This window comes from Pseudomonas sp. NY15354 (assembly GCF_048068075.1).
GTDB lineage: Bacteria > Pseudomonadota > Gammaproteobacteria > Pseudomonadales > Pseudomonadaceae > Aquipseudomonas > Aquipseudomonas guariconensis_C.
Map to the genome: position 1 here is coordinate 1 of NZ_JBLUPV010000015.1, position 19,461 is coordinate 19,461.

Annotated in this window: 21 protein-coding genes and 1 pseudogene; 8 read left to right on the plus strand and 14 right to left on the minus strand. The window is 62.4% G+C overall.

The annotated features are described in order from the left end of the window. Positions 1-147 precede the first annotated feature (147 nt). Positions 148-804 (minus strand): guanylate kinase, encoded by a 657-nt coding sequence (gene gmk, locus ACNFCH_RS15495; protein WP_196163178.1) that lies wholly within the window; start codon positions 802-804, stop codon positions 148-150. A gap of 13 nt (positions 805-817) precedes the next feature. Beyond that, the gene (locus ACNFCH_RS15500; protein ID WP_196163179.1) at positions 818-1,681 is read right to left on the minus strand and encodes a YicC/YloC family endoribonuclease; all 864 of its coding nucleotides are present in this window, start codon (positions 1,679-1,681) and stop codon (positions 818-820) included. A 225-nt stretch (positions 1,682-1,906) separates the two neighbouring features. On the opposite strand from ACNFCH_RS15500, the gene rph reads away from it, so the two are divergent. Both rph and ACNFCH_RS15510 read left to right on the plus strand, forming a co-directional pair. Further along, positions 1,907-2,629, plus strand: coding sequence for a ribonuclease PH (gene rph / locus ACNFCH_RS15505; protein WP_337157660.1), 723 nt, complete (start codon positions 1,907-1,909; stop codon positions 2,627-2,629). Between the two features lie 25 nt (positions 2,630-2,654). Beyond that, positions 2,655-3,026 carry a DUF4870 domain-containing protein gene (locus ACNFCH_RS15510; RefSeq protein WP_196163180.1) on the plus strand — a complete coding sequence of 124 codons (372 nt, stop codon included), beginning with the start codon at positions 2,655-2,657 and terminating at the stop codon, positions 3,024-3,026. 124 nt (positions 3,027-3,150) lie between these two features. On the opposite strand, the gene ACNFCH_RS15515 is transcribed toward ACNFCH_RS15510, so the two are convergent. Continuing rightward, entirely contained in the window at positions 3,151-3,930 is a 780-nt protein-coding gene (locus ACNFCH_RS15515) for an exodeoxyribonuclease III (protein ID WP_043212963.1), read from the minus strand. Positions 3,931-4,010: 80 nt separating this feature from the next. On the opposite strand from ACNFCH_RS15515, the gene pyrE reads away from it, so the two are divergent. Continuing rightward, positions 4,011-4,652 (plus strand): orotate phosphoribosyltransferase, encoded by a 642-nt coding sequence (gene pyrE, locus ACNFCH_RS15520; RefSeq protein ID WP_011536401.1) that lies wholly within the window; start codon positions 4,011-4,013, stop codon positions 4,650-4,652. A 105-nt stretch (positions 4,653-4,757) separates the two neighbouring features. Here pyrE and ACNFCH_RS15525 read toward each other — a convergent pair whose 3' ends face one another. The 7 genes and pseudogenes from ACNFCH_RS15525 to coaBC all read right to left on the minus strand — a co-directional run bounded on the left by ACNFCH_RS15525 (position 4,758) and on the right by coaBC (position 10,806). Then, positions 4,758-5,417: a DUF799 domain-containing protein gene (locus tag ACNFCH_RS15525; RefSeq protein WP_337157659.1), complete on the minus strand. Its 660-nt coding sequence runs from the start codon at positions 5,415-5,417 to the stop codon at positions 4,758-4,760. After that, a complete protein-coding gene (locus ACNFCH_RS15530) occupies positions 5,414-5,785 on the minus strand; it encodes a DUF4810 domain-containing protein (RefSeq protein WP_337157658.1) in 372 nt (123 codons plus the stop codon). Before ACNFCH_RS15530 ends, ACNFCH_RS15525 begins: the two co-directional genes overlap by 4 nt. 26 nt (positions 5,786-5,811) lie before the next feature. Then, complete coding sequence (locus ACNFCH_RS15535; RefSeq protein WP_337157657.1) at positions 5,812-6,492, minus strand: CsgG/HfaB family protein; 681 nt, start codon at positions 6,490-6,492, stop codon at positions 5,812-5,814. Positions 6,493-6,688: 196 nt separating this feature from the next. Further along, positions 6,689-7,594, minus strand: a complete 906-nt coding sequence (argB, locus tag ACNFCH_RS15540; RefSeq protein ID WP_337157656.1) for an acetylglutamate kinase — start codon at positions 7,592-7,594, stop codon at positions 6,689-6,691. A gap of 31 nt (positions 7,595-7,625) precedes the next feature. Further along, positions 7,626-8,999, minus strand: a pseudogene (locus ACNFCH_RS15545) (phosphomannomutase/phosphoglucomutase); the annotation flags it as partial. Positions 9,000-9,133: 134 nt separating this feature from the next. Then, entirely contained in the window at positions 9,134-9,589 is a 456-nt protein-coding gene (dut, locus tag ACNFCH_RS15550; RefSeq protein ID WP_070093840.1) for a dUTP diphosphatase, read from the minus strand. Positions 9,590-9,594: 5 nt separating this feature from the next. Beyond that, positions 9,595-10,806 (minus strand): bifunctional phosphopantothenoylcysteine decarboxylase/phosphopantothenate--cysteine ligase CoaBC, encoded by a 1,212-nt coding sequence (gene coaBC, locus ACNFCH_RS15555; RefSeq protein WP_070093841.1) that lies wholly within the window; start codon positions 10,804-10,806, stop codon positions 9,595-9,597. Positions 10,807-10,931: 125 nt separating this feature from the next. Between coaBC and radC the strand changes: the two genes are divergently transcribed. Then, complete coding sequence (radC, locus tag ACNFCH_RS15560) at positions 10,932-11,612, plus strand: RadC family protein (RefSeq protein WP_337157654.1); 681 nt, start codon at positions 10,932-10,934, stop codon at positions 11,610-11,612. 93 nt (positions 11,613-11,705) lie between these two features. On the opposite strand, the gene ACNFCH_RS15565 is transcribed toward radC, so the two are convergent. Next, positions 11,706-13,295 (minus strand): ABC transporter substrate-binding protein, encoded by a 1,590-nt coding sequence (locus ACNFCH_RS15565; protein WP_416743078.1) that lies wholly within the window; start codon positions 13,293-13,295, stop codon positions 11,706-11,708. Between the two features lie 363 nt (positions 13,296-13,658). Between ACNFCH_RS15565 and rpmB the strand changes: the two genes are divergently transcribed. Further along, entirely contained in the window at positions 13,659-13,895 is a 237-nt protein-coding gene (gene rpmB / locus ACNFCH_RS15570; protein WP_043212989.1) for a 50S ribosomal protein L28, read from the plus strand. An 11-nt stretch (positions 13,896-13,906) separates the two neighbouring features. Beyond that, positions 13,907-14,062: a 50S ribosomal protein L33 gene (gene rpmG / locus ACNFCH_RS15575; RefSeq protein ID WP_003253507.1), complete on the plus strand. Its 156-nt coding sequence runs from the start codon at positions 13,907-13,909 to the stop codon at positions 14,060-14,062. A 64-nt stretch (positions 14,063-14,126) separates the two neighbouring features. Here the strand turns inward: rpmG and ACNFCH_RS15580 are convergent, their stop codons facing one another. Both ACNFCH_RS15580 and ACNFCH_RS15585 read right to left on the minus strand, forming a co-directional pair. Continuing rightward, positions 14,127-14,330, minus strand: coding sequence for an I78 family peptidase inhibitor (locus ACNFCH_RS15580; protein WP_337157652.1), 204 nt, complete (start codon positions 14,328-14,330; stop codon positions 14,127-14,129). Positions 14,331-14,410: 80 nt separating this feature from the next. Beyond that, positions 14,411-14,770 carry a cupin domain-containing protein gene (locus ACNFCH_RS15585; RefSeq protein WP_337157651.1) on the minus strand — a complete coding sequence of 120 codons (360 nt, stop codon included), beginning with the start codon at positions 14,768-14,770 and terminating at the stop codon, positions 14,411-14,413. 195 nt (positions 14,771-14,965) lie between these two features. On the opposite strand from ACNFCH_RS15585, the gene ACNFCH_RS15590 reads away from it, so the two are divergent. Together ACNFCH_RS15590 and ACNFCH_RS15595 are read left to right on the plus strand one after the other, a co-directional pair. Continuing rightward, positions 14,966-16,459 carry an aldehyde dehydrogenase gene (locus tag ACNFCH_RS15590; RefSeq protein ID WP_043212993.1) on the plus strand — a complete coding sequence of 498 codons (1,494 nt, stop codon included), beginning with the start codon at positions 14,966-14,968 and terminating at the stop codon, positions 16,457-16,459. Between the two features lie 164 nt (positions 16,460-16,623). Beyond that, on the plus strand, positions 16,624-17,763 hold the full coding sequence (locus tag ACNFCH_RS15595; protein ID WP_416743079.1) for an MFS transporter: 1,140 nt from the start codon (positions 16,624-16,626) through the stop codon (positions 17,761-17,763). A gap of 111 nt (positions 17,764-17,874) precedes the next feature. On the opposite strand, the gene ACNFCH_RS15600 is transcribed toward ACNFCH_RS15595, so the two are convergent. Beyond that, positions 17,875-19,431: a phospholipase D family protein gene (locus tag ACNFCH_RS15600; protein ID WP_337157649.1), complete on the minus strand. Its 1,557-nt coding sequence runs from the start codon at positions 19,429-19,431 to the stop codon at positions 17,875-17,877. Positions 19,432-19,461 lie beyond the last annotated feature (30 nt).

The window sequence follows — 19,461 nt, forward strand, 5'->3', positions numbered from 1 at the left end:
TATTAATATCGTGCACAAGAACGCCGGTTTGTAGATGTGTTTGCTCGCACGAACATCATCCATCAAACCGGCGTTCTTGTTTCTGTCTTTCCCGGGATTCCGTGAAGAACCAAAAAAAAGGGGCTGCGAACGCAGCCCCTTTTTGTTTCAGCCGATCAGTTGCTTGAGCAGCGCCCCATGGCGCTGCTGTTGCTGATGCAGCTTGAGCGCCTCGGCGCGCTGCGCAGCCTGCGAATCATCATTGCGGTTCGCGCGGAACACTGCCTTGAGGTCTTCCAGTGCATCGGCGAAGTCATCGTTGATGATGACGTAGTCGTACTCGTCGTAGTGCACCATCTCGCTGACCGCTTCCTTCATGCGGCCCTCGATGATTTCTTCGCTGTCCTGGCCGCGGTTGTCCAGGCGCTGGCGCAGAGCCTGCTGGCTCGGCGGCAGGATGAACACCGAAAGCGCTTCTGGCATCAGCTTGCGGACCTGCTGGGCGCCTTGCCAGTCGATTTCCAGGATCAGGTCCTGACCCTGGTCGAGAGCCTGCTGCAGCGCGCTGCGTGAGGTGCCGTAGAAGTTGCCGAACACCTCGGCGTGCTCGAGGAAGTCGTTGCGCTCGATCAGGGCTTTGAACTCGTCATGGCTGACGAAGTGGTAGTTCACGCCGTGTTCTTCGCCCGGGCGCTTGTTGCGCGTGGTGTGCGAAACCGAGACGCTGATGCGTGGATCGTCCTGGATCAGCGCTGTGACCAGGCTGGTTTTGCCGGCGCCGGAAGGGGCCGAGACGATGTAGAGGGTGCCGCTGCTGTGGTTCATGGTAGGGGTGGCCTTACTCGATATTCTGTACTTGTTCACGCATCTGTTCGATCAACACCTTGAGGTTGACCGCCGCCTGAGTGCTGCGCGGGTCGAACGCCTTGGAACCCAGGGTGTTGGCCTCGCGATTGAGCTCCTGCATCAGGAAGTCCAGGCGCCGGCCGGCTGCACCGCCGGACTTGAGCACGCGACGGACTTCGGTGATGTGGGTGCTCAGGCGGTCCAGCTCTTCGGCCACGTCGCTCTTCTGGGCCAGCAGCACCATCTCCTGCTCCAGGCGCTGCGGGTCGAGTTCGGCCTGCAGATCATTGAATCGGTCGAGAATGCGCTGGCGCTGGGCGGCCAGCATCTGTGGCACCAGGGCGCGCAGGGTGGTGACTTCAGTGGTCATGCCATCCAGCCGCTCGTTGATCAGACGGGCCAGTTCCAGACCTTCGCGCTGACGCCCAGCCTTGAGCTCGGCGAGTGCTTCGTCGAACAGCGCCATGGCTTCGGCATTGAGGGCTTGTGGATCGCTGGCATCTGCCACCAGCACGCCGGGCCAGGCCAGGACTTCGAGCGGGTTCAGCGGCGCGGGCTGTTTGATCAGCCCGGCGACGGTCTCGGCGGCGGCGACCAACTGCGCGGCGCGCTCACGGTCGACTTGCAGGGGCTTGCCGGTGTTGTCTTCGCTCAGGCGCAGGGTGCATTCGACCTTGCCGCGCGACAACCCTTGGCGCAGGCCTTCGCGTACTGCGCCTTCCAGATCACGCAAGGCTTCGGGCAGGCGCAGGTGAGGTTCCAGATAGCGGTGGTTGACCGAGCGCAGTTCCCAGGCCAGGGTGCCTTGGCTGCCGGCGCGCTCGACGCGAGCAAATGCGGTCATGCTGTGCACCATGGAGAGTACCTCGCGAAGTCTGAATGAACGGGGAAGCCTTTCGGCCAAGGCGCGGGATTGTAACGCAGTGCGGTGCGGGCGCCCAATCCGCCCATGTTACAGACAGCCCGCAGGGCCGGTGGGAAAAGACGACAGGCTGCCGGGAGCGCGACAATAGGCATGTCTTCCCAGGGCGACGGGCCTTATAATGCTCGCCAGATTCAAGTCCCGGTACAGGTATCCCAGATGAAACGTCCAAGTGGTCGCGCCGCCGATCAGCTCCGCTCGATCCGCATCACCCGCAACTACACCAAGCACGCCGAGGGGTCGGTACTGGTCGAGTTCGGCGACACCAAGGTCGTCTGCACGGTCAGCGTCGAAAATGGTGTTCCCCGCTTCCTCAAGGGTCAGGGCCAGGGTTGGCTGACTGCCGAGTACGGCATGCTGCCGCGCTCCACCGGCGAGCGTAACCAGCGTGAGGCGAGCCGTGGCAAGCAGGGCGGTCGCACCCTGGAAATCCAGCGCCTGATCGGCCGTTCTCTGCGCGCCGCGCTGGACATGAGCAAGCTGGGCGATGTCACCCTGTACGTCGACTGCGACGTGATCCAGGCCGATGGCGGCACCCGCACCGCGTCGATCACCGGTGCCATGGTCGCGCTGTGCGACGCCTTGGCGGTGATCAAGAAGCGTGGCGGTCTCAAGGGCGGCAACCCGCTCAAGCACATGATCGCCGCTGTCTCGGTGGGCATGTACCAGGGCGAGGCCGTGCTCGACCTGGACTACCTGGAAGACTCCGCCGCCGAGACCGACCTGAACGTGGTCATGACCAGCGCCGGTGGCTTCATCGAGGTGCAGGGCACCGCCGAAGGCGCCCCGTTCCAGCCTGAAGACTTCAACGCCATGCTCGCCCTGGCGCAAAAAGGCATGACCGAAATCTTCGAACTGCAGAAGGCCTCGCTGGCCGACTGACCTGTACGCCAAGGAGGTGTGGAACATGAACGAACCTGACGACCTGCCGGTCGCCCCACCCAACGCCGAGATCCGGCAGTGGGCGATGTTCTGTCATCTCTCGGCGCTGCTGGGCCTGGTGGTGCCCCTTGGGCACCTGCTGGGTCCGCTGGTGATGTGGATCTGGAAGCGTGAGCTGGATCCTTTCATCGACGCGCAAGGCAAGGAGGCGCTGAACTTCCAGATCAGCGTGACCATCGCAGGGTTCATCTGCTTCCTGCTGATGTTCGTGCTGGTGGGGATCGTGCTGTTCGCCATTCTGACGGTGGCGGTGCTGGTCCTGGCCATCCTTGCGGGCGTCAAGGCCAACGAGGGCAAGCCTTACCGCTATCCGCTGATCTGGCGACCGATCAAGTAGGTTTTTCTGAGGCCCATTCGCGGAAAACCCGCTCCCACAAGGTCTGCGCCGCTCTTGCGTGCGACGCCATACCTGTGGAAGCGGGTTTACCCGCGAATGGGCTGCTGCTAGGCAGCCCCATGCTTTAGATGGTCAGCGTCCAGTCGTAGTCCACGATCAGTGGCGCATGCTGGGAGAACCGCGGCTGGCGCGGCAGGCGGGCATTACGCACGAAGCGACGCAGGCCTGGGGTGAGGATCTGGTAATCGAACCGGTAACCCAGGTTGAGCATTTCGGCCTGCTCGTTGTCCGGCCACCAGCTGTACTGGTCGCCTTCGCGGCTGACTTCGCGCAGGGCGTCGACGTAACCCATGTCGCCAACGATTGCGTCCATCCACGCACGCTCCGGTGGCAGGAAGCCTGGCGACTGCTGGCTGTCGCGCCAGTTCTTGATGTCGAGCTTCTGCTGCGCCACGTACAGCGAGCCGCAGTAGATGTACTCGCGACGCTTGCGACGCTGCTTGTCCAGGTAGCGGGCGAAGTCGTCCATCAACTTGAACTTCTGGTTCAAGTCCTCATCGCCGTTCATGCCCGAAGGCAGCAGCAAGGTGGCAATACTTACCTTGTCGAAATCCGCTTGCAGGTAACGCCCGTAACGGTCGGCTGTCTCGAAGCCCAGGCCGGTGATGACTGCCTTGGGCTGCATCCGCGAGTACAGTGCCACGCCACCTTGGGCTGGCACCTCCGCGTCGCAGGCGTAAAGGAAATAGCCATCGAGCTGGAAAGCTGGGTCGTCGAGTTCAAAGGCCGAGGCGCGGGTATCCTGAAGGCAGATGACGTCGGCATTCTGGGCTTGCAGCCAGCTGAGCAATCCACGCTCGGCCGCAGCCTGAATGCCATTTACGTTCACACTGATGATCCGCATAAATGGCCCCAAAAATCTCGTGCGTGTATGATACCCGAGCTCAACTCATTTAGCTAAATCCGTGGTGTCTGGGACTCTTCATGCAGCCGTATCAGCGCGACTTCATTCGTTTTGCCATCGATCGCGGGGTTCTGCGCTTCGGTGAGTTCACCCTGAAATCGGGGCGTACCAGCCCGTACTTCTTCAATGCCGGCCTGTTCAATACCGGCTCTGCACTGGCGCAACTGGGGCGTTGCTACGCGGCGGCCATCGTCGACAGCAAGATCCCGTTCGACGTGCTGTTCGGCCCTGCCTACAAGGGTATTCCCCTGGCGGCAGCCACTGCCGTGGCCCTGGCCGAGCAACACCAGCTCGATGTGCCATGGTGCTTCAACCGCAAGGAAGCCAAGGATCACGGCGAAGGCGGCAGCCTGGTCGGTGCTCCCCTGGCCGGTGACGTGCTGATCATCGACGACGTGATCACCGCTGGCACCGCCATTCGCGAAGTGATGCAGATCATCAACGCCCAGCAGGCCAAGGCCGCTGGCGTTCTGATCGCCCTGAACCGCGAAGAGCGTGGCAATGGCGAGCTGTCGGCGATCCAGGAAGTCGAGCGCGACTTCGGCATCCCGGTCGTCAGCATCGTTTCGCTGACCCAGGTGCTGGAGTTCCTGGCCGACGATCCACAGCTCAAGCAGCACCTGCCAGCGGTCGAAGCCTATCGGGCCCAGTACGGGATCTGATTCGCGCGTTGAAAATGAAAAAGGCGACCTTCGTGAGAGGGTCGCCTTTTTTATGCTGGCTATTCAGGCCTCATTCGCGCCGAACTGCCGCGATGCTGGCTACGCTCAGTCCGTGCCGTACTTCGGCGAACGGGGACCATAGAGGATGCCGCCATTGGGCTGGGGTGTGAGCAGTCGAGTGCTGGTCATGCCTGCGATCGGGTAACCCGCATCATCTTGTACGTTGCTGATGATCTGGTTGATAGCGGCGGTGACCAGCATGCCGATCAGACCCCCTTGGTTCTGCCGACCCTCTTCGCTCGAGGCGCTGGCGCTACCCGTCCACAAGGTGGTTCCGCTTTTGAGGTCCACCAGTTTGGCGCTGGCGGTGACGACAGTTGCGCTGCTGAGCACCATGTAGCGAGTACCGTAGTCGCTGACGGTGACATACAGGCCTGCATCCGCGCCAAAGATCTCGTGCAGCTTGTTGGTCGGCAGTTGGTGGATATCGGAGGGTGTGCTCAGGCCGTTCTGGCGGAATGTCTCGTCCACCAGTGCCACGGGCATCACATAGTAGCCGGCCTCGGCCAGTGGATAGGTCACCTGGGACAGCATGCTGTAGGTGGCTTTGACGTCCGGCGACTCGTTCAGCGGTGGCAGGATCAAGATGGATTTGGGGCGGCTTTGCTTGTACGCCGTGTAGTCGATGGTCTTGCGTTCGGCGCAGCCGGTCAGCAAGGCCAGCACGCAGACACTCGCGAGCAGTTGGGTGAGGCGTCTGGTCATTGCTTGTCCCTTTTGCTGGCGTTGTTCATCAGAAAGTCCATGTAGGCTGCCGACTCAGGAAACAGGGCTTTTTCTGTGCGCAGCTGCTGAATCATCTGGTCATCTTTACCCAGGCCGGCATACAGCAGGCCCAGTTGAGCGTGGTAGCCCGGAGGCACGCTGCCATTCTTGGCTTTGATCTTTTCCAGGTCGCGCTCCAGGGCAATGGCCTGCTCCTCTTTCGAGGACTCACCTTTGAAGTACTCATATACCTGGGGCTGGTAGCTCTCCCATTGATACATGGGCTTTTGCCCGCTGCAGCCGGCCAGCAGGGTGCAGCCCAGCAAGAGCGCGGCGCCAGCGCGCCAGGCCGAGAGTGGGGTCGTCATGTCACTGTCTTCCTTGTCCTATGCACTTACTGTGCTTGTGGCTTCCATTGGCCGCTTTCCACGGCATTGACCAGTTTGTTCACGGCTTCGCGCATGGCCAGGTCGAGGACCTTTCCATTGAGGGTGGAGTCATAGCTGGCGGTGCCGCCGAAGCCGATGATCTCGCGGTTGGAGAGCGCATATTCACCCGCGCCCTGGCTCGAATAGACCACCTCGGAGGTGCTGATATTGACGATGTTCAGTGCAACCTTGGCGTAGGCGATCTGGGTCTTGCCGCGGCCCAGGATGCCGAACAGCTGATGATCGCCGACCTCTTTGCGGCCGAACTCGGTCACATCGCCCGTCACCACGAAGTCGGCGCCTTTGAGGCGCTGGACCTGGCCTTTGATCGCCGCTTCCTGCTGGATCTCGCCCATGTTGTCGCGGTCGAGCACATTGAAGCGATTGGTCTGCTGCAAATGGGTGATCAGGATGGTTTTGGCCTGACCGCCGAGGCGGTCAACGCCGTCGGAGAAGATGCCACGCATATAGCTGGAGCGATTGTCGAACTTGCCCACGGCGATCGGCGCACGAACGCCGCTGTAGGGGCGGCTGACGCTTTCCACCTGCTGCACGGCGACTGCCGTGGAGGTTTCTGTTGCGCAGCCGGTAAGGGACCCGATAGCCAGAGCGGCTACCAGCACGAGTCCTTGTGATGCGTGTTTCACGCGATATCTCCACTAGAAAAAATTAGAACGATGGCGCTATGCCATTACTTTTTCGGCGCCAGGTAAAAAAACTTTATGTGCGGCGGGAGCTTAAAGCGTGGGTGCAGCGAGGACGCATAAAAAAAGGCGACCCTAAAGGTCGCCTTTTTCCGTGAATTGGCGCCAGATGGTAAGAGCCATCTGACAGACCAAGCGATCAGTGACGCTTGGTGTTGGTGATCAAGGTACCCACGCCGCTGTCGGTGAAGATCTCCAGCAGCACGGCGTTCGGTACGCGACCATCGATGATGTGCGAGCTGTTCACGCCGCCTTGTACTGCCTCCAGTGCGCATTTGATCTTGGGCAGCATGCCGCCGTAGATGGTGCCGTCGGCGATCAGCTCGTTGACCTGCTCGGTGGTCAGGCCTGTCAGGACGGTGCCTTGCTTGTCCATCAGGCCAGCGATGTTGGTCAGCAGCATCAGCTTCTCGGCTTTCAGCGCCTCGGCCACCTTGCCCGCCACCAAGTCGGCGTTGATGTTGTAGGACTCGCCGTTCTCACCCACGCCAATCGGTGCGATCACCGGGATGAAGTCGCCTTTTACCAGCATGTTCAGCAGGTCGGTGTTGACGCTCACCACTTCGCCCACATGACCGATGTCGATGATTTCCGGCTGGGTCATCTCCGGTGTCTGGCGGCTGACGGTGAGTTTCTTGGCGCGGATCAGTTCAGCATCCTTGCCGGTCAGGCCGATGGCGCTGCCGCCGTGACGGTTGATCAGGTTGACGATGTCCTTGTTGACCTGGCCGCCCAGGACCATCTCCACTACGTCCATGGTGGCCGAGTCGGTGACGCGCATGCCATCGATGAAGTGGCTTTCGATCGACAGGCGCTTGAGCAGATCACCGATCTGCGGGCCGCCACCGTGCACGACCACTGGGTTGATGCCCACGGCCTTCATCAGCACGATGTCCCGGGCAAAGCCGGTCTTGAGCTCTTCGCTCTCCATCGCGTTGCCGCCGTACTTGATCACCAGGGTCTTGCCGACAAAGCGGCGAATGTAAGGCAGTGCTTCGGACAAAACCTCGGCTACATGGGAAGCGGCATCGCGATCGAGGGTCATGCAGGGCTCCAGGTAAGGAACGGATAGTCGGTCAGAACGGCAGTTGCAGGGCTGGATCGACACGCAGCAACTGCGTGCGCAAGACAGCCTGGATACGTTGCAGCTCGGCGTCGCTTTCGGCCTCGAAGCGCAGTACCAGCACCGGGGTGGTGTTGGAGGCGCGAACCAGACCCCAGCCCTGGGCGTAGTCGACTCGCACACCATCGATGGTGGTGAGGTTGGCATCGCCCCAGTCGGCGTCGCGTTGCAGTGCATCAATGATGCTGAATTTACTCTCGTCGGTCACATCAATGTTGATTTCCGGCGTCGAAATATCGTTCGGGAACGCCGCGAACAGACTTTCGGCGTCCTGATCGACCTTGCTGAGGATCTCCAGCAGGCGTGCGGCGCTGTAGATGCCGTCGTCGAAACCGTACCAGCGTTCCTTGATGAAGATGTGTCCGCTCATCTCGCCGGCCAGCAGCGAGCCGGTCTGTTTCATTTTCTTCTTGATCAGCGAGTGGCCAGTCTTCCACATCAGGGCGCGGCCGCCATGCTGCTCGATCAGTGGCGTCAGGCGACGGGTGCATTTGACGTCGAAAATGATCTCGGCACCGGGGTTGCGCGACAGCACGTCCTGGGCGAAGAGCATCAGCAGGCGATCGGGATAGACGATGGTGCCGGTGTTGGTCACCACGCCCACACGGTCGCCGTCCCCGTCGAAGGCCAGGCCGATATCGGCGCCGGTTTCCTTGACCTTGGCGATCAGGTCCACGAGGTTTTCGGGCTTGCCCGGGTCCGGGTGGTGGTTGGGGAAGTTGCCGTCGACGTCGCAGAACAGCGGGATGACCTCGCAGCCCAGGGCCTCGATCAATTGCGGGGCGATGACGCCGGCGGCGCCGTTGCCGCAATCCACCACCACTTTGAGTTTCTTGGCCAGTTTCACGTCGCCGGTGATCTGCTGGAAGTAACGCTCCAGGATCTCGACACGCTCGACGCGGCCTTCGCCATGGCTCAGGTCATTGGTTTTCAGGCGGGTCAGCAGGGCCTGGATCTGTTCATTGGCCAGGGTGTCGCCAGCAATCACGATCTTGAAGCCGTTGTAGTCAGGCGGGTTGTGGCTGCCGGTGAGCATCACGCCGGATTTGCCGGCCAACACATTGGCGGCGTAGTACAGCGCGGGGGTCGGAACCAGGCCTACGTCGCTGACTTGGCAACCGGCGTCGACCAGGCCCTTGATCAGTTGCTCGACCAGCATAGGGCCGGACAGGCGGCCATCGCGACCGACCGAGATCTGCGGCTCGCCCTGGGCGAGGGTCTGGGCGCCGATGGCACGGCCGATCCAATAGGCAGTCTCGCCGGTCAGGGTTTTGCCGACAACGCCACGGATGTCGTAGGCGCGGAAGATGCTCTCGGGCAGTGCGGGTACCAGGTGGGCCATGTCGTTCATCTCTGGGTGCTCCAATAATCAAAGGCTTCTGGGCAGGCGCAAACTGAACGCTTGGACGGTGCTTTGGCCAGAGAGTTCGCCATCCATGGCCCAACGGTCGTCAAGCGGGCTCAGTGGCTGCCGGAGTGACCGAAGCCGCCAGCTCCGCGCTGGCTCTCGTCGAAGGACTCGACGATGTCGAAATGCGCCTGCACCACAGGCACCAGCACCAGCTGCGCGATGCGCTCGCCGATGGCGATGGTGAATGGCGTCTGGCCGCGGTTCCAGCAGGAGACCATCAACTCGCCCTGGTAGTCCGAGTCGATCAGGCCGACCAGGTTGCCCAGCACGATGCCGTGCTTGTGACCCAGGCCCGAGCGCGGAAGGATCATGGCGGCCAGGCCTGGGTCGCCGATGTACACCGACAGGCCGGTTGGAATCAGCAGGGTCTGGCCAGGTTCCAGGACGGTATCTTCCTTGAGCATGGCGCGCAGGTCCAGGCCGGCGGAGCCAGGGGTGGCGTACTGCGGGAGAGGGAATTCGTTGCCCAGGCGGGCGTCGAGAATCTTGGCTTGAAGAGCGTGCATGTAACTTATTGAACCTGGTTGAGCCGTTCGGCGATGAAGGCGACCAACTGCCGGGCGATCTTGCCCTTGCTGGTCTGCGCGAAGAGGGTCTGGTGCTGCTGGCGGTCGATGACGGTCAGGGCATTTTCCTCGCTGTTGAAGCCGATGCTGGGGTTGGCCACATCATTGGCGACGATCAGATCGAGGTTCTTGTCCTTGAGCTTGCGCGTGGCGTAATCGAGCAGATGTTCGGTCTCGGCGGCGAAGCCGACGCTGAACGGACGGTCGGTGCGCCCTGCGATGGTCGCAAGGATATCCGGATTGCGCACCATCTGCAGCAGCATGCCGTCGCCGGTCGTAGGGTCTTTCTTGAGTTTTTGCGGGGCAACGACTTCTGGGCGGTAGTCCGCGACCGCTGCCGAGGCGATGAACAGGTCGCAGGGCATGGCCGCTTCGCAGGCAGCGAGCATGTCCCGCGCGCTCACCACGTCGATCCGGTTGACGCGATCGGGTGTCGGCAGGTGCACGGGGCCTGTGACCAGGGTTACCCGAGCCCCGGCTTCGGCGGCCGCCTCAGCCAGGGCGAAGCCCATCTTTCCGGAGCTATGATTGGTGATGTAGCGCACCGGGTCGATGTTTTCCTGGGTCGGGCCGGCAGTGATCAACACGTGCTTGCCGGTCAGTGACTGGCGTTTGAAGCTTTCGGCGGCGCACCAGGCGAGATCCGTGGCTTCGAGCATGCGGCCAAGGCCTACATCGCCACAGGCCTGGCTGCCGGAGGCCGGGCCGAACACCTGGATGCCGCGGCTCTTGAGCAGTTCGAGATTGGCCTGGGTGGCCGGGTCGCGCCACATGGCCTGGTTCATGGCCGGGGCCACGGCAACAGTGGCATCGGTGGCCAGCACCAAGGTGGTCAGCAGGTCATCTGCCATGCCCTGCGCCAGGCGCGCCATGAGGTCGGCGGTGGCGGGGGCGATCAGTACCAGGTCGGCCCATTTGGCCAGTTCGATGTGCCCCATCGCAGCTTCCGCGGCAGGGTCGAGCAGATCCATGTGCACCGGGTGGCCGGAGAGCGCCTGCAGGGTCAGTGGCGTGATGAACTCGGCGCCACCGCGGGTCATGACGACGCGCACCTGCGCGCCGTGTTCCAGGAGTCGGCGGATCAGCTCGGCGCTCTTGTAGGCGGCGATGCCGCCACCCACGCCGAGAACGATGCGCTTGCGATACAACCGCTGCATAGGCTTGCCTTTATCCAGTGAAAGCGGGCGGCGACGACAACTGCCTGCGGCAGATCGTCGCATCTACGGAGCGAAATAGATTAACACAGGGCCGAAACGCGCCGCAGTAACACGCAAGGAGGGGTATGAACATCAGGGAGTGGCCTGTGGCGGAGAGACCACGGGAGAAGTTGTTGCAACAAGGGGTGGGTAGTCTGTCGGACGCTGAATTGCTGGCGGTATTCCTTGGGTCTGGTGTGCGTGGGTGCAATGTCCTCGAGTTGTCGCGTGGGCTATTGGTGAAGTTTGGTGGCTTGCGTCAGTTGCTTGAGGCCGACAGGGCGGCATTTCTGGGTGAGCTAGGGCTTGGCCCGGTCAGGTATAGCCAATTGCAGGCGCTGCTGGAAATTGGACGGAGGAATCTGGCCAAGTCGCTTGAGCGTGACTCTGTCATGGAAAACCCCTCGGCTGTGCGACGTTACCTGAAGTCCATGTTGCGCCATGAGGCCAGTGAGGTATTCGGCTGCCTATTCCTGGATACCAAGCATCGGCCGCTGGCTTTCGAGATTCTGTTCCGCGGCACGATCGATCGGGCCAGCATCTATCCCCGCGAAGTGGTGCGGCGCTCGCTGTTGCATAACGCCGCGGCGATGATCATCTGTCACAACCATCCTTCAGGCCATTGCGAGCCCAGTGAGGATGACGTGCACATGACCCTGATGCTCAAGCGTGCGTTGGCCTTGATCGATGTGCGGGTGCTCGATCATGTCATTGTCGGGGATGGCGAGCCGCTGTCGATGGTCGAGCAGGGGTGGTTTGTCGCCTAGGGCTCTCACAGGTACAGCAGCGTTCTTGAGGGCCGCCGAGCTGTGGAGGCTGGCGCAGCCTGCGATGGGGCGCAAAGCGCCCCTGGCCCCTGCTTAGCGCGTGACGGAAACCTTGCTGAAATCCAATCGCCCGAACGGGCTCACCTGGTAGCCCTCCACGCCCTGGCGCAGCAGTGTGGCCGCGGTCGGGTGAGCCAATGGCAGCCACAGCGCCTGCTGCTGGATCAGCGTCTGCGCCTGCTGGTACAAGCGGCTGCGCACGCTCTGGTCATTGGTGGTGCGTCCGGCGCTGATCAGCTGATCCAGGCGGTTGTCGCAGAACCGCGCGAAGTTGGTGCCGGATTTGACCGCCGCACAGGAAAACTGCGGGCTGAGGAAGTTGTCCGGATCGCCGTTGTCCCCCGCCCAGCCCATGAACAGCAGGTCATGCTCGCCGGCCTTGGCACGGCGGATCAGCTCGCCCCATTCGATCACGCGGATCTCGGCCTTGATGCCGATCTTCGCCAGGTCTGCCTGGAGCATCTGTGCGCCGAGGCTCGGGTTGGGATTGAGCAGGCTGCCTGAAGGACGGGTCCAGATCGTGGTGGCAAAACCGTCCGCAAACCCGGCCTTGGCCAGCAGCGCCTTGGCCTTTTTCAGGTCCAGGGTGTAGCCGGGCAAGTCTTTGGCGTAGCTCCAGGTGTTGGGCGGGTAGGGGCCGTTGGCCGCAGTGGCGGTGCCTTCGAACACGGCCTTGAGATAGGCGGGCTTGTCGAAGGCAAGGTTGATGGCCTGGCGTACTTCGGGCTTGTCCAGCGGTGGGTGCTGGCTGTTGAGGGCGACGAACGCCGTCATGAAGGCCGGGGTGCTGGCGGTCTTGAGGTTGCCGTCCTGGCCCGCTTCGGTGATATCCAGCGGCTTGGGCGAAAGGGCCACCTGGCATTCGCCGCGCTTGAGCTTCTGCAGGCGTACGTTGGCGTCCGGGGTGATGGCGTAGATCAGCGGGTCGACCGCAGGTTTGCCTGCGAAATAGTCGGGGTTGGCGCGGTAGCGCACCACCGCGTCCTTCTGGAAGCGCTGGAACACGAACGGCCCGGTGCCGACTGGCTGGCTGTTGAGTTTTTCCGGGGTGCCGGCCTTGAGTAGCTTGTCGGCATACTCGGCGGAATAGATCGAAGCGAAGCCCATGCTCAGGGTGGCCAGGAACGTGGCATCCGGGTGGGTCAGGGTGAAGCGCACCGTGTGCGGCTCCGGCGCCTCGATCAGTTTGATCAGGGTGGCCAGCTGCAGCGATTGGGCATGCGGGTAGCCGCCGGGCGCCGTCTTGTGCCAGGCGTGGGCGGGGTAGAGCATGCGCTGGAAGCTGAACAGCACGTCGTCGGCGTCCAGCTCACGGCTGGGCTTGAACCACGGCGTGGAGTGGAATTTCACGCCATTGCGCAGTTTGAAGTCGTAGATCAGGCCGTCATCGGACACTGTCCAGCTTTCCGCCAGACTGGGCACCACCTTGCCCTGGCTGGCATCGAATTCCACCAGGCGATTCATCAGCACATCGGCCGAGGCGTTGGTGGTGGTCAGCGAATTGTACTGGACCACGTCGAAGCCTTCGGGGCTGGCCTCGGTGCAGACGGAGAGGGGCGCCGCCTGGGCGAGGCCTGCGGCGAACAGGGAGGTGAACAACAATGAAAGGGCGGCGACACGCATGGTGGCTCCTTGGCTGATCCGTGGCCCATCTGGCTGTGCAGTTGAATGAAACGTCCTACCCTAGTGTGCGCATTGATAAATGACCACCTTCTTTTTCGCTCGCCTGGCGACGAGCGGTCGACAGCACGCCAGCCTTGTCGCTATGCTGGCCGGGCGCGCTCGGCCCTATCAGGATGCGTATCTTCTATTGTTGTGGCCGAGTCTTTCTGGTATAAAGCAGCGCTCTTTTCTAGGGGCACGGTCTGTCGCGCAAGCCGATTCGGTCGATAAGACCCCCGGAAACACGGCGCCTGGCGCCATAGACTGAGAGATTAAGCGGCCAACCCATGCCGGGTTGGGCATGTGGTTTTAGAGGGCTGAGGCATGTCGAGAGTCTGTCAAGTTACCGGTAAGGGTCCGGTAACCGGGAACAACATTTCCCACGCAAACAACAAAACCCGTCGTCGTTTCCTGCCAAACCTGCAGCACCACCGTTTCTGGGTTGAGTCCGAGAAGCGCTTCGTGCGTCTGCGCGTTTCCGCCAAGGGCATGCGTATCATCGACAAGCGCGGTATCGATGCCGTTCTGGCCGACATCCGTCGTGCTGGCGCCAAGGTTTAAGGGAGAACATCATGCGTGAATTGATCCGTCTGGTTTCGAGTGCCGGTACCGGCCACTTCTACACCACCGACAAGAACAAGCGCACCACTCCGGACAAGATCGAGATCAAGAAATACGATCCGGTCGTCCGCAAGCACGTGGTCTACAAGGAAGCCAAGATCAAGTAATTGATCGGCAACCTGAAAAAAACCCGCTTCCTCGGAAGCGGGTTTTTTATGCCCGGCGTTCAGGTCAGTTGAAGGCGAAACCTTCGATAATGCCGTTCGCGTCCGCCTGAATGTGAATTCGCATCGGGTCGAACTCCCGGGTGGACATCTCGCCCGGCCCAACGACACGAGGGCGCAGGGTGATGGCGCTGATCTCGTCCTTGATCGAGGGCGCATAACGGCTACCGATCAGATGAGACAAGGCTTGCAAGACTTCTTCGTTGGTCATGGTGTCGCTCCTTAGCGGTCGATGGCCCGACATGGGCCAGGCCATCCTCCCGCCGAGCGGTCCTGCCCCTGCGTTAACTATTACTTCTGTTCGAACATGACATAGATCTTGCGGCAGGGCTCCAGCACCTCCCAGGTGCCTTTGAAGCCGGCCGGGATCACGAACCGATCGCCGGTACGCAGGGTCTTGGCATTGCCTTCCTGGTCGCGCAGCACCGAAACACCCTGGGTGATCTCGCAGTATTCATGCTCGGTGTAATTCACCGTCCATTGGCCGATCTCGCCTTCCCACACACCTGCCGCGAATTGGCCGCATGGGCTGGAATAGTGGTTGTAGACCGCCTGGTCCGGCTCGCCCTTGAGGATTTTTTCCGCAGCTGGGCGGTAGCGTTCGGCCTCGGTGAGTGCCTGGGCGAAGTCGATGATGGTGCCGATGCTCATGGTGATTCCCTTTTGTTGTTTAATAAAATGCACATCAGTAGGCGTTTAGGCCATTCGTGTCAAATATATTGATAGTTTCTAGCGGCTGGTTTAGGGTGTCGGGTGCCAGTGTGCGCTTGTCGCCCGGCCAGAATTATTGACACGTCGTGATGTCCTCAGTACGGCGTTGCACCTTAACAAGAGGAGGAGTTTCGTATGACCACCCTGACTCGTGCGGATTGGGAACAGCGTGCCCAGCAATTGAAGATCGAAGGTCGCGCCTTCATCAACGGCGAATACACCGATGCCGCATCCGGTGAAACCTTCGACTGCCTGAGCCCGGTGGACGGACGCTTCCTGGCCAAGGTTGCCAGCTGCGATCTGGCCGACGCCAACCGCGCTGTCGAAAATGCCCGCGCCGTGTTCGAATCCGGCGTCTGGTCGCGCCAGGCCCCGGCCAAGCGCAAAGCCACCCTGATCCGCTTCGCCGACCTGCTGCGCAAGAACGTCGAAGAGCTGGCCCTGCTGGAAACCCTGGACATGGGCAAGCCGATCGGTGACTCCTCCACCATCGACGTTCCCGGTGCTGCCAACGCCATCCACTGGACGGCCGAAGCCATCGATAAAGTCTACGACGAAGTCGCCCCGACCCCGCACGATCAGCTGGGCCTGGTGACCCGCGAGCCTGTGGGCGTGGTCGGCGCGATCGTGCCGTGGAACTTCCCGCTGCTGATGGCCTGCTGGAAACTCGGCCCGGCCCTGGCCACCGGTAACTCCATCGTCCTCAAGCCTTCGGAAAAGTCGCCACTGACCGCCATCCGCATCGCCCAACTGGCGATCGAGGCTGGTATCCCGGCCGGCGTGCTGAACGTGCTGCCAGGCTACGGCCACACCGTGGGCAAGGCCCTGGCCCTGCACATGGACGTCGATACCCTGGTGTTCACCGGCTCGACCAAGATCGCCAAGCAACTGATGGTCTACGCAGGCGAGTCGAACATGAAGCGCGTCTGGCTGGAAGCCGGTGGCAAGAGCCCGAACATCGTCTTCGCCGACGCTCCTGACCTGAAGGCCGCTGCCGAAGCTGCTGCCAGCGCCATCGCCTTCAACCAGGGCGAAGTCTGCACCGCAGGCTCCCGTCTGCTGGTCGAGCGCTCGATCAAGGACAAATTCCTGCCGATGGTCGTCGAGGCCCTGAAGGCCTGGAAGCCGGGCAACCCGCTGGATCCGTCGACCACCGTCGGCGCGCTGGTGGACACCCAGCAGATGAACACCGTGCTGTCGTACATCGATGCCGGCCACCAGGACGGCGCCAAGCTGCTCGCTGGCGGCAAGCGTATTCTGGAAGAGACCGGCGGCACCTACGTCGAGCCGACCATCTTCGACGGCGTGACCAACGCCATGAAGATTGCCAAGGAAGAGATCTTCGGCCCCGTGCTGTCGGTCATCACCTTCGACACCGCCGAGGAAGCCGTGGCCATTGCCAACGACACCCCGTACGGCCTGGCGGCTGGCATCTGGACCGCGGACATCTCCAAGGCCCACAACACCGCCCGTGCCGTGCGCGCCGGCAGCGTGTGGGTCAACCAGTACGACGGTGGCGACATGACCGCGCCATTCGGCGGTTTCAAGCAGTCGGGTAACGGCCGTGACAAGTCGCTGCACGCACTGGAGAAGTACACCGAGCTGAAAGCGACCTGGATCAAGCTGTAAATCCAGCGGGGCCGCTTGGCGGCCCTTTTCGTGGGTGAATCCGCTGTAGGCGTGGGTTCACCCGCGATGGGCTGCACAGCAGCTCCGAAAGAAACTAGCCGGGCCGGCCCATGCCGTCCCGGCTTTGTCGTCTCTGCTGTTCAAGATCTGCCTGGGAGGCTGTCATGCGTTGGGGAACCTATTTTGCCGTGCTGGCGTCGGTGCTCAGTGTCGGGCTCGCGCTCGGCGTAAGCATGCCGCTGGTGTCCTTGCGCCTGGAGGCCTGGGGCTACGGTGGGTTCGCCATTGGCGTGATGGCGGCGATGCCCGCGCTCGGTGTGCTGCTCGGGGCCAGCCTGGCCAGTCGCCTGGCCGGCTGGGTGGGCGTACCGGCGGCGATGCGCCTGTGCCTGTGGGGCGGTGCGCTGTCGATCGGGCTGGTGGCAGTGTTGCCCAGCTATGCCCTGTGGTTGGCGTTGCGCCTGGTGATCGGCATGGCCCTGACCGTGGTGTTCATCCTGGGTGAGAGCTGGATCAACCAACTGGTGGTCGAGCAATGGCGTGGCCGGCTGGTGGCGCTGTATGGCAGCAGCTATGCCTTGAGCCAGCTTGCCGGTCCGCTGGTGCTGGGGTTCCTTGGCTCTGACGATGACTTCGGCTTTTGGGCCGCCACAGCGCTGCTGCTGTTTGCGCCGTTGCTGTTGATGGGGCGCGGCGGTGCGCCCAGCACCGAGGCGTGCAGCGTCACCTTCGGCGACCTTTTCGGGTTCTGCCGGCGCCTGCCGGTGATCGCCTGGGCCATTGCGCTGTTTGCCGCCTTCGAGGCGATGATCCTGACCTTGCTGCCGGTGTACTGCCTGCAACAAGGGTTCACTGCCGAGATCGCGTTGTTCATGGTCAGCACCGTGGTGGTGGGCGATGCCGTGCTGCAGCTGCCGATTGGTGCCCTGGCCGACTACATGTCGCGGCGGACGCTGTTCAGTGGCTGCGCCCTGACCTTGCTCGTGTCGAGCCTGGCCATCCCGCTCACGTTGCACACGCCTGCCATCTGGCCGGTCTGGGTATTGTTCGGGGCCAGTGCCGGTGGCCTGTTCACCCTGTCGCTGGTGCTGATCGGCGAGCGTTATCGGGATGACGAGCTGGTGCGCGCCAACGCGCATGTGGCACAGCTGTGGGGTATCGGTTGCCTGCTCGGGCCGTTGATTGCCGGCGCTGGCAGCCAGTGGATCAGTGGGCATGCATTGCCGTGGCTGATGGCGGCAGGGGCTGCGGGGTTGGTGGTGTTGACCCGGCGGCGCGACGCCTTCGAGCCTGCTTCGGCTTGATATCGAGGTTGGGCCTGCTTTGCAGCCCTTCGCGGCACAAGGCCGCTCCTACAGAAGGTTGCGTCGTACCTGTAGGCGCGGTCTTGTGCTGCGAAGGACTGTAAACCTGTACTAAAGCATCTTCTCCAGCCCCACAGCCTTGCTGATCCAGGCATTGAAGCGCCGCCACAGCCCGCCGGGTTCGGAGGTGAGCATGCGGCGTCTGCCGTTGTCTTCGGTCACCCACACCAGTTTGTCTCCCACCAGCTTTGCCTGATAACTCAGCGCTGGCGCCATGCCCTGCACCGCGAGGTCACGGGTGTATTCGGCCAATTCGGGGCTGTCGACCAGCACGCCGACCTCGGTGTTCCACAGCACCGAACGCGGGTCGAAGTTGAACGAGCCAATGAAGGTCTTGCGTCGGTCGAAGACGATGGCCTTGCTGTGCAGGCTGGAATCGGAGCTGCCATACAGGCGCAGGCTACGGTAGGCGCTCGGGTCACCGGGTTGGCGGCGCAGTTCGTACAGTTGCACGCCGTGCTCGAGCAGGGCGCGGCGATAGGGAGCATAGCCACCGTGCACCGCCGGTACATCCGTGGCTTCCAACGAGTTGGTCAGCAGCTTGATCGAGGTGCCGGCGTCGGCGCGGCTGGTCAAGTACAGCAAGCCCGATTCGCCCGGTACGAAGTAGGCCGACACCAGGATCAGCTCGCGATGCACATTGGCAAGCTCCGGTGCCAACTGCTGGGTCATCAGCAGGTGCGGGTCCGGCTCATCTTGGGCCAGCACCTTGCTGGGTGAATCCCACAGGGCCTTGCTGTGGGCCCAGATCAGCTCGTTGCGCCACGCGTCCAGCCGTGGATTGGACTGGTAGGCCATCAAGCGGTCGTACAAGGCTTTGTGCTTGACCCGCGCTTGCGCCAGTGAAATCTCCAGGCGCTTGCGGCTGGCACGCAGGTCGTTGGCATCCGGCTGGCGCCAGAGGAAGTCACCGATCGGCAGGCTCAAGGCGCTGTTCCAGTACTGGTCGAAGCTGTGGCCGAGCTGGTCGGCCACCGGGCCCACGCCGAGCAGGTCGATGTCGGTGAAATTGAGGTTCGGTTCGGCGTCGAAGTATTCATCGCCCAGGTTGCGGCCGCCAACGATGGCCATGCTGTTGTCCACCAGGAACAGCTTGTTGTGCATGCGCCGGTGCTGGCGCGAGAGGTTGAACAGTCGGCCTACGGCACGGGTGGCCCCGGTGCTGCGCCCCAGGTGCAGGGGGTTGAACACGCGGATCTGGATATTGGGATGGGCGGCGAGGGTACCCATCATGGTGTCGAGGCCGTCGCTGGTGGTGTCGTCGAGCAGCACGCGCACGCGCACGCCGCGGTCGGCAGCGCGCAGCAGTTCATGGACTAGGGCGCGGGTGCTCAAGCCATCGTGGACGATGTAGTACTGCAGGTCGATGCTCGCCTGGGCGTTGCGGATCAGCTCGGCGCGGGCGCGAAACGCCTCGTTGCTGTTGGGCAGCAGGCGAAAGCCCGAGCGTCCGTCATAGGGCGCGGCCTGACGCTGGACGGAGCGGCCGAACGCCGACTCGCTGGCTGGCAGCGTCTGGCTGACTTGGCGGGGCATGCTGACGCTGGCGCAGCCCGACAGGCCAAGCAGCAGCGCCAGCAAGAGGGGCAGAGCTCGCTGGAGTCTCAAGGGAGGATCGTCCTGTACAGCAAGGGCTTA

Coding starts and splice junctions, on each gene's coding strand:
- ACNFCH_RS15525 (WP_337157659.1), bottom strand. CDS start 5,417: ATGACCAGACGCCTCACCCAACTGCTCGCGAGTGTCTGCGTGCTGGCC.
- rpmB (WP_043212989.1), top strand. CDS start 13,659: ATGTCGAGAGTCTGTCAAGTTACCGGTAAGGGTCCGGTAACCGGGAAC.
- gmk (WP_196163178.1), bottom strand. CDS start 804: ATGAACCACAGCAGCGGCACCCTCTACATCGTCTCGGCCCCTTCCGGC.
- ACNFCH_RS15500 (WP_196163179.1), bottom strand. CDS start 1,681: ATGGTGCACAGCATGACCGCATTTGCTCGCGTCGAGCGCGCCGGCAGC.
- ACNFCH_RS15580 (WP_337157652.1), bottom strand. CDS start 14,330: ATGACCAACGAAGAAGTCTTGCAAGCCTTGTCTCATCTGATCGGTAGC.
- ACNFCH_RS15585 (WP_337157651.1), bottom strand. CDS start 14,770: ATGAGCATCGGCACCATCATCGACTTCGCCCAGGCACTCACCGAGGCC.
- ACNFCH_RS15515 (WP_043212963.1), bottom strand. CDS start 3,930: ATGCGGATCATCAGTGTGAACGTAAATGGCATTCAGGCTGCGGCCGAG.
- rpmG (WP_003253507.1), top strand. CDS start 13,907: ATGCGTGAATTGATCCGTCTGGTTTCGAGTGCCGGTACCGGCCACTTC.
- ACNFCH_RS15590 (WP_043212993.1), top strand. CDS start 14,966: ATGACCACCCTGACTCGTGCGGATTGGGAACAGCGTGCCCAGCAATTG.
- pyrE (WP_011536401.1), top strand. CDS start 4,011: ATGCAGCCGTATCAGCGCGACTTCATTCGTTTTGCCATCGATCGCGGG.
- dut (WP_070093840.1), bottom strand. CDS start 9,589: ATGCACGCTCTTCAAGCCAAGATTCTCGACGCCCGCCTGGGCAACGAA.
- radC (WP_337157654.1), top strand. CDS start 10,932: ATGAACATCAGGGAGTGGCCTGTGGCGGAGAGACCACGGGAGAAGTTG.
- ACNFCH_RS15595 (WP_416743079.1), top strand. CDS start 16,624: ATGCGTTGGGGAACCTATTTTGCCGTGCTGGCGTCGGTGCTCAGTGTC.
- rph (WP_337157660.1), top strand. CDS start 1,907: ATGAAACGTCCAAGTGGTCGCGCCGCCGATCAGCTCCGCTCGATCCGC.
- argB (WP_337157656.1), bottom strand. CDS start 7,594: ATGACCCTCGATCGCGATGCCGCTTCCCATGTAGCCGAGGTTTTGTCC.
- coaBC (WP_070093841.1), bottom strand. CDS start 10,806: ATGCAGCGGTTGTATCGCAAGCGCATCGTTCTCGGCGTGGGTGGCGGC.
- ACNFCH_RS15565 (WP_416743078.1), bottom strand. CDS start 13,295: ATGCGTGTCGCCGCCCTTTCATTGTTGTTCACCTCCCTGTTCGCCGCA.
- ACNFCH_RS15510 (WP_196163180.1), top strand. CDS start 2,655: ATGAACGAACCTGACGACCTGCCGGTCGCCCCACCCAACGCCGAGATC.
- ACNFCH_RS15530 (WP_337157658.1), bottom strand. CDS start 5,785: ATGACGACCCCACTCTCGGCCTGGCGCGCTGGCGCCGCGCTCTTGCTG.